Consider the following 7,933-nt stretch of genomic DNA (forward strand, 5'->3'; position numbering starts at 1 on the left):
CCGAGGGGCGCGGCCTTCCGCAGGTGGTGCTGCTCGCTCAGATCACGCCGAGGGCGACGACCGCCTCGGAGACCTGCAGGAAGCTGGAGATGTTCGCGCCCACCACGTAGTTGCCCGGCGAGCCGTACTCGTCGGCGGCGGAGGCGCACCGGTTGTGCAGGTTGACCATGATCTGGCGCAACCGCTCCTCGGTGTAGTCCGCGGTCCAGCGGTCGCGGGACGCGTTCTGCTGCATCTCCAGGGCGCTGGTGGCCACGCCGCCGGCGTTGGCGGCCTTGCCCGGGGCGAACAGGATGTTGTTCTCCTGGAACACCCGGACGGCGTCCGGGGTGCTCGGCATGTTGGCGCCCTCGGCGACCGCGATCACGCCGTTGGCGACCAGGGTCTTGGCGTGGTTGCCGTCGAGCTCGTTCTGGGTGGCGCACGGCAGGGCGACCTCGCAGGGCACGTCCCACACGGAGCCATCGGCGACGTGCTTGGCACCCGGACGACGCGCGGCGTAGTCGGTCAGGCGGCCGCGCTCGACCTCCTTGATCTGCTTGAGCAGCTCGAGGTCCAGGCCCGCCTCGTCGACGATGTAGCCGCCGGAGTCGGAGCAGGCGACCACGTGGGCGCCGAGGTCGGCGGCCTTCTGCGCGGCGTAGATGGCCACGTTCCCGGAGCCGGAGACGACGACGCGGCGACCCGAGAGGGTCTGGCCGGCGGCGGCCAGCATCTCCTGGGTGAAGAAGACCGTTCCGTAGCCGGTGGCCTCGGTGCGCACCAGCGAGCCGCCCCAGCCGATGCCCTTGCCGGTCAGCACGCCGGACTCGTAGCGGTTGGTGATCCGCTTGTACTGGCCGAACAGGTAGCCGATCTCGCGACCGCCCACGCCGATGTCGCCGGCGGGCACGTCGGTGTACTCGCCGATGTGGCGGTAGAGCTCGGTCATGAACGACTGGCAGAACGCCATCACCTCGCGGTCCGAGCGACCCTTGGGGTCGAAGTCGGAGCCGCCCTTGCCGCCGCCGATCGGCAGCCCGGTGAGCGCGTTCTTGAAGATCTGCTCGAAGCCGAGGAACTTCACGATGCCGAGGTTCACCGAGGGGTGGAACCGCAGGCCGCCCTTGTAGGGGCCGAGCGCGGAGTTGAACTCGACGCGGAACGCGCGGTTGATGTGCACGCGGCCCTGGTCGTCGGTCCACGGCACCCGGAAGATCAGCTGGCGTTCGGGCTCGCAGAGCCGCTCGATGACGGCCATGTCCAACAGCTCGGGGTGCTTGGAGACGACCGGTCCCAGCGAGCCCAGAACCTCCAGGACGGCCTGGTGGAACTCGGCCTCGGCCGGGTTCCGAGACAGCACCGTCTCGAAGTGCGGTTGGAGGGCGGGGTGAAGTTCGTGCATGACGCAAGGGTAAACGTTCTGTTTCAGAGTCGTAACACGGTCCATTCCCTGGCCCTGATTCCGGGCGCTCCCAGCGCCTCGCCTAACCTTGGACCGTGTTGACCATCGCTCAATCGACCTATGACGCCCTCGTGGCTCACGCCAAGCGCGACCACCCCGACGAGGCCTGTGGCATCGTCGCCGGTCCCGAGGGCAGTGACCGTGCCGAGCGCGTGGTCGAGATGGTGAACGCCGCCGGCAGCCCCACCTTCTACGAGTTCGACTCCACCGAGCTGCTCGAGCTCTACAAGGAGATGTGGGACCGCGACGAGGAGCCGGTGGTGATCTACCACTCCCACACCGCCACCGAGGCGTACCCGAGCCGGACCGACATCGGCCTGGCCAGCGAGCCCGGGGCCCACTACGTGCTGGTCTCCACCCGAGAGCACGGGAATAACGAGGGTCCGGTGGAGTTTCGGTCCTACAGAATCGTGGACGGCACGGTGACCGAAGAAGAGGTCACCGTCGTGCCGAGTCTCGACTAAGTCCCACTCAGTTCATTCACAAGGAGCAAAGCCAGATGGCTATCGAGGTCAAGATCCCGACCATCCTGCGCACCTACACCGACGGCGAGAAGGCTGTCTCCGGTGAGGGTGCCACCCTGTCCGCGCTGATCGACGACCTTGAGGCCAACCACCCCGGCATCAAGGACCGCCTGATCGACAACGGCGACCTGCGCCGCTTCGTCAACGTCTACATCAACGACGAGGACGTCCGCTTCATCGGTGGCCTCGAGGCCACCCTGAGCGACGGCGACCAGGTCGTCGTGCTGCCGGCCGTCGCCGGTGGAGCGCGCTGAGTCCAGTGGCACGCTTCGACAACCTGCTGGCCTCGGTCGGCGGCACCCCGCTGGTCGGCCTGCCCAGGCTGTCGCCCAACCCGCAGGTACGCCTGTGGGCCAAGCTGGAGGATCGCAATCCGACCGGCTCGATCAAGGACCGTCCGGCCCTGAAGATGATCGAGCAGGCGGAGGCCGACGGACTGCTGCGCCCCGGGTGCACCATCCTCGAGCCGACCTCCGGCAACACCGGGATCTCGCTGGCGATGGCGGCCAAGCTCAAGGGCTACCGCCTCGTCTGCGTGATGCCGGAGAACACCTCGGAGGAGCGCCGTCTGCTGCTGCGCATGTGGGGAGCCGAGATCGTCTCCTCCCCGGCGGCCGGCGGCTCCAACGAGGCGGTCCGGGTGGCCAAGAAGGTCGCCGCCGAGCACCCCGACTGGGTGATGCTCTACCAGTACGGCAACGCCGCCAATGCCCTCGCGCATGAGGAGGGCACCGGTCCCGAGCTGCTGGCCGACCTGCCCGAGATCACCCACTTCGTAGCGGGTCTGGGCACCACCGGCACGCTGATGGGCGTCTCGCGCTACTTCCGCAAGGCCAAGCCCGAGGTCCGCATCGTCGCGGCCGAGCCCCGCTACGGCGAGCTCGTCTACGGCCTGCGCAACCTCGACGAGGGCTTCGTGCCGGAGCTCTACGACGCCGAGCTGATCGACACCCGGTTCTCGGTCGGCCCCCGTGACGCCGTCCGCCGGGTCCGCGAGCTGCTCGAGCTGGAGGGCATCTTCGCCGGCATCTCGACCGGCGCGATCCTGCACGCCGCGCTCGGCCAGGCCGCCAAGGCGGTCAAGGCCGGCGAGAGCGCCGACATCGCGTTCGTGGTGGCCGACGCCGGCTGGAAGTACCTGTCGACCGGCGCCTACGAGGGCACCATCGATGAGGCAGAGGCACGCCTCGAGGGCCAGCTCTGGGCCTAGTGTCCCGGGTCGGAAGTTGTTGGGCGGTTCGCGCGCCCGGGGCACGCACCTCGCGGCGTTGTCGAACACTCGACGGGCCTCCGGCCCGCCTTCGGTCCTCCGCCTTGCGATGCACGCACCCCGAGCACGCCAACCATCCCAGAACTTCCGACCCGCGCCACTAGCCGACCCGCAGCCGCTGGGCCTTGTCCAGCGTGCTGCCCGGCACCGGGCCCAGGCCCAGCAGCGAGAGCGCCAGGTTCGCGACCATCCCGTTGCGGATCGGCTGCTTGCCGCCGTAACCGGGCCGGCCCGTGCCCGGGTTCTTGAACGCCGGGTTGAGGGCATAGAGGTTCCCGGGCTCGATGCCCGGTCCCCAGGCCAGCACCGGAACCCGGTAGTTGGCGCGCAGCGTGCGCACCGAGTGCAGCTTGTCGTTGCGCGGGCCGCCGTGGTCGGCGGTCACCACGATCGCGGTGCTGGTGCGCAGGCCGGCGTCCCCGCGCACGGTGCGGATCAGGGTGCCCAGCAGGCGGTCGACGTGCTTGACCGCGTCCAGGTAGCGCGGGGTGAGGAAGCCGTGCGCGTGCCCGGCCACGTCGGGCGCCGACAGGTGCACGAAGGTCAGGGCGGCGGGGGAGGAGGTCAGCCCGGCGCGCACCTTGCGGATCAGCTTCGCATTGCTGGTGCGCCACACGTAGCGGTCGATGCTCGTGGGCCAGCTCCGCTTGAAGAACGCGAACTTCTCCTTGGAGGCATACAGCGCGGTGCTCCGGCCGGCGTCGTCGACGACGTCGAAGATCGAGGCCACCCGCTCCCCGGCGTAGCGGTGCACGGTGGTGCCGGGGTCGTGGTTGACGGTGACGCCGTGCCCGCCGTGGCGCGCATCCACCCGGCGTCCGGTGAGCATCCCGGTGTGGTTGGGCAGGGTGATCGTCCGCTCCACCAGGGTGCGGGCGTTGAGGGTTCCGGAGCCCTCGCGCAGCAGCCGATGCAGGTTCGGGGTGCCCGCGCGGCCGAGCTTGGTGATCGCCGTCGGGTTCAGGCCGTCCACCGAGATCAGCACCACTCGAGCGGGGTGCTCGGCGGGCCGGTGCGCACTGGCGACGGCGGTCTCGTCGGGGCGTGGGTCGCCGCTGTCGCCGGCGCACCCCGATGCCGCCACCAGGGTGAGGGTCGCCACGGCGACGCCGAAGGGCCGGAGCCGATGCCTCGTAGGGATGCCCATCCGGTCAGCCTAGTCCGGTCCGGGTGCTAGCTGTGCTTGCTGTTTGCAAGCGCGTGATGTCGGTCGCCAAGTGGTGCCAGCAGCGTCCCTGCCGACTACCCTGACCTCTCGTGACCGACCAACCCATTGGCATCTTCGACTCCGGCTTCGGTGGCCTCACCGTGGCCCGGTCGGTGATCGACCAGCTGCCGCACGAGTCGGTCCTCTATCTCGGCGACACCGCGCGCCAGCCCTACGGCCCCAAGCCGATCAGTGCCGTGCGCGAGTACGCGCTGGAGTGTCTCGACCACCTGGTCGACCAGGGCGTGAAGGCGCTGGTGATCGCCTGCAACTCGGCCAGCGCGGCGATGCTCCGCGACGCCCGGGAGCGCTACGACGTGCCCGTGGTCGAGGTGATCTACCCGGCCACCCGGCGCGCGGTCGCTGCCAGCCGGACCGGCCGGATCGGGGTCATCTGCACCCGGGCCACCGCCGAGTCGATGGCCTACGACGACGCGTTCGCCGCAGCACCGCACGTCACCCTGACCACGCAGGCGTGCCCGCGCTTCGTGGACTTCGTGGAGCAGGGCATCACCGGCGGCGACGAGCTGCTGGCCGCCGCGCACGAGTACCTGGACCCGCTGACCTCGGCGGGCGTCGACACGCTGATCCTCGGATGCACGCATTATCCGTTGCTGACTGGTGTCATCTCCTATGTGATGGGTGACCAGGTCACCTTGGTCAGCAGCGCTGAGGAGTGTGCGAAGGACGTGTACCGGATGCTCGTTCAGCGTGACTTGATGGCCACCGACGGCACGCCGTCGCACCGCTTCCTGACCACCGGCAGCGCCGAGGACTTCGCCGGCATCGGTCGCCGGTTCCTGGGGCCGGAGCTGGCGGTCGCCAGCCAGTTCGCCGGGGGGATGGCATGAGGCTCACCGTGGTCGGCTGCTCCGGGTCGTATCCGGGCCCGGACTCGCCCGCGAGCTGCTACCTGTTGGAGGAGGAGTTCGAGGGTCGCACCTGGCGGGTGCTGCTCGACCTCGGCAGTGGCGCCCTGGGCAGCCTGCACAACTTCGCCGACCCGCTGACCATCGACGGCGTCCTGCTCAGCCACCTGCACGCCGACCACTGCCTCGACCTGTGCGGCTACTACGTGATGCGCCGCTACCACCCCAGCGGCCACGCGCCGATCATCCCGGTCTGGGGCCCCAACGACACCCCGGGCCGGTTGGCGGGCGCCTACGACCTGGCTCCGCAGCCGGGGATGCACGAGGAGTTCGACTTCCGGCTCTACCCATCGGGCCCGTTCTCCTTCGGCCCGTTCCAGGTGGAGGCGATCGACGTCGAGCATCCGGTGCCGGCCTACGCCCTGCGGATCACCGCGGGCGGCCGGACCCTGGTCTACTCGGGTGACTGCGCGCCGTGCGAGGGGCTGGACCGTGCCGCCCGCGGTGCCGACCTGCTGTTGGCAGAGGCGGCCTTCTGCGACGGCGACGAGAACCCCGAGGGGATCCACCTGACCGGGCGCGAGGTCGGCGAGCTGGCCGTGCGCGCCGGCGCGGACCGCGTGGTGCTCACCCACATCCCGCCGTGGCACGACAAGCAGATCGCCTTCGACGAGGCCCGCGAGGTCTGGTCCGGGCCGTTGGAGCTGGCGCGGGTGGGCGCCGTCTACGAGATCTGAGCTCAGACCAGTCCGGCGTCGTGGACGCAGATCGCGACCTGAACCCGGTTGCTGGTGGCGAGCTTCTCGAAGACCCGGGAGACGTGGGTCTTCACCGTCGGCACCGACAGGTGCAGCTCCTGGCCGATCTCGGCGTTGCTGAGGCCGCGACCGACCGCGACCGCGACCTCGAGCTCGCGCTCGGTCAGCGAGCCGAGCCGGCGCTTGGCCGCGAGCGCGCGGTCCGGCTCCTCGTTGCGCACCTGGCGGATCAGCGACGCCGTCGCGGACGGCGAGAGCATCGGGTCGCCATCGGCGACGGCGCGGATCGCCGCCACGATCTCGGCCGGCGGGGTGTCCTTGACCAGGAAGCCCTCGGCGCCGGCGGCGACCGCGCTCACCACGTAGTCGTCGGCGTCGAAGGTGGTCAGCACGATCACCCGCGGGGGATCGGGCTGCAGGTGCAGCTGCCGGGTCGCCTCCAGGCCGTCGAGGCCGGGCATCCGGATGTCCATCAGCACCACGTCGGGGCGCCGCTCGCGCACGGCGGCCAGCGCGGCATTGCCGTCGCCCGCCTCGCCGATCACCGACAGGTCGGGTTGGCCGCCGAGCATCAGCGCGAGCGCGCCGCGCACCAGGGGGTCGTCGTCGACGATCAGCACGCCGATGGGGGACTCGCTCACGGGGACCACGGTAGCCAGCAACGGAGCACGAACATCGACCCGTCGCTGTGGTGTCGCAGAGTTCCGCCGGCCAGTGCGGCGCGCTCGGTCAGTCCGACCAGGCCGAGCCCCGAGGTCGGGGTGGAGCTCGCCCGGAAGCCCAGCGGATTGCGGATCACGATCTCCAGGCCGTTCGCCTCGTCGCCCTCCGCCTGGACGAAGATGGTCGCACCGGGGGCGTGCTTGCGGGCGTTGGTGAGCCCCTCCTGGACGATCCGGTAGGCCGTGCGACCGGTGGCCGCGGCCAGGGTGTCGGCCGCGCTCAGCGTGTCGGTGAACTCGATGTGCAGCCCGTTGGCGCGGGCCTCGGCGATCAGGTCGCCGACGTCGCGCCAGGTCGGCTGCGGCCGGTCCAGCAGCTTGCCGGTGCCCGGGTCGCGCAGCACGCCGAGCACGCTGCGCAGGTCCTCGAGGGCGTGGTTGGCCTGCTCGTGGATGACGCCGATGCCGGCCCGCAGCTCGTCGGCGCTCAGATCGCTGCGGAAGGTCAGCGCTCCGGCCTGCATGGAGACCTGGCTGATCCGGTGCGCGAGCACGTCGTGCATTTCGCGGGCGATCCGGGCCCGCTCGTCGCCGCGGGCCTTGTCGCCGCGCAGCTCCTGCTCGGCCTCGGCACGCAGGGCGCGCTCGCGCAGGTTGTAGAGCAGCTCGCGGCGCGACCCGATGTACATGCCCCAAGCCATCATCGCCCCGGCGAAGACCACGTTGACGGTGAGATCGAGCAGCGGCGTCTCCTGTTCGATGCCGAAGTAGGAGTTGAGCAGCACCGCGCAGACGGTGTTGACGACGCCGACCAGGACGACCTGGGGGATCCGGCGCCGGGTGGCGACCGAGACGGCCGCCAGCGTCGCCGGACCGGACGAGGCGGTGGAGAAGGTGGAGAGGATCGAGGTCACCAGCGCGACCGGCACCGGATAGCGGCGGCGCAGGTGGACGATCCCGAAGGAGACGGCGCCGAGCAGCAGGTCCAGCACCAGCATCCAGGTGGACACGCCCTGATGCAGTGGCGCCAGGGTGAACCAGACCATCAGGCTGATCGCGATGCAGCCCAGGTAGCGGGCGATGCTGCCGCGCCGGCTGATCCCCTCGGCCTGCCAGGGCGGAGTGCCCGGGTTCCAGTCGATGCTCCACTTCACGCGGGCAAGCCTAGGCAGTTGGGCCGACGGCGTCATCGGTCCGGT

Annotated in this window: 9 protein-coding genes; 5 read left to right on the forward strand and 4 right to left on the reverse strand. The window is 70.4% G+C overall.

The features are described 5' to 3' along the window. Positions 1 to 37: 37 nt before the first annotated feature. Positions 38 to 1,384 (reverse strand): NADP-specific glutamate dehydrogenase, encoded by a 1,347-nt coding sequence (gdhA, locus tag ABD151_RS16175; RefSeq protein WP_343995820.1) that lies wholly within the window; start codon positions 1,382 to 1,384, stop codon positions 38 to 40. Positions 1,385 to 1,479: 95 nt separating this feature from the next. Here gdhA and ABD151_RS16180 point away from each other — a divergent pair, with 95 nt between their 5' ends. The 3 genes from ABD151_RS16180 to ABD151_RS16190 are packed head-to-tail and all read left to right on the forward strand — an operon-like array spanning position 1,480 to position 3,178. Further along, positions 1,480 to 1,908 (forward strand): M67 family metallopeptidase, encoded by a 429-nt coding sequence (locus tag ABD151_RS16180; RefSeq protein WP_343995821.1) that lies wholly within the window; start codon positions 1,480 to 1,482, stop codon positions 1,906 to 1,908. Between the two features lie 35 nt (positions 1,909 to 1,943). After that, on the forward strand, positions 1,944 to 2,222 hold the full coding sequence (locus tag ABD151_RS16185) for a MoaD/ThiS family protein (protein WP_343995822.1): 279 nt from the start codon (positions 1,944 to 1,946) through the stop codon (positions 2,220 to 2,222). 5 nt (positions 2,223 to 2,227) lie between these two features. Continuing rightward, complete coding sequence (locus tag ABD151_RS16190) at positions 2,228 to 3,178, forward strand: PLP-dependent cysteine synthase family protein (RefSeq protein ID WP_343995823.1); 951 nt, start codon at positions 2,228 to 2,230, stop codon at positions 3,176 to 3,178. Between the two features lie 160 nt (positions 3,179 to 3,338). Here the strand turns inward: ABD151_RS16190 and ABD151_RS16195 are convergent, their stop codons facing one another. After that, the gene (locus ABD151_RS16195; protein ID WP_343995824.1) at positions 3,339 to 4,385 is read right to left on the reverse strand and encodes an alkaline phosphatase family protein; all 1,047 of its coding nucleotides are present in this window, start codon (positions 4,383 to 4,385) and stop codon (positions 3,339 to 3,341) included. Between the two features lie 110 nt (positions 4,386 to 4,495). Here ABD151_RS16195 and murI point away from each other — a divergent pair, with 110 nt between their 5' ends. Together murI and ABD151_RS16205 are read left to right on the forward strand one after the other, a co-directional pair. Continuing rightward, positions 4,496 to 5,296, forward strand: coding sequence for a glutamate racemase (gene murI, locus ABD151_RS16200; RefSeq protein WP_343995825.1), 801 nt, complete (start codon positions 4,496 to 4,498; stop codon positions 5,294 to 5,296). Further along, positions 5,293 to 6,051, forward strand: a complete 759-nt coding sequence (locus ABD151_RS16205) for an MBL fold metallo-hydrolase (protein ID WP_343995827.1) — start codon at positions 5,293 to 5,295, stop codon at positions 6,049 to 6,051. Before murI ends, ABD151_RS16205 begins: the two co-directional genes overlap by 4 nt. 2 nt (positions 6,052 to 6,053) lie before the next feature. On the opposite strand, the gene ABD151_RS16210 is transcribed toward ABD151_RS16205, so the two are convergent. Next, positions 6,054 to 6,713, reverse strand: coding sequence for a response regulator (locus tag ABD151_RS16210; protein ID WP_343995828.1), 660 nt, complete (start codon positions 6,711 to 6,713; stop codon positions 6,054 to 6,056). After that, the gene (locus ABD151_RS16215; protein WP_343995829.1) at positions 6,710 to 7,888 is read right to left on the reverse strand and encodes a sensor histidine kinase; all 1,179 of its coding nucleotides are present in this window, start codon (positions 7,886 to 7,888) and stop codon (positions 6,710 to 6,712) included. The genes ABD151_RS16210 and ABD151_RS16215 overlap by 4 nt, the downstream gene beginning before the upstream one ends. Between the last annotated feature and the right edge of the window lie 45 nt (positions 7,889 to 7,933).

This window comes from Nocardioides dubius (genome assembly GCF_039528155.1).
In the GTDB taxonomy this organism is placed as follows: domain Bacteria; phylum Actinomycetota; class Actinomycetes; order Propionibacteriales; family Nocardioidaceae; genus Nocardioides; species Nocardioides dubius.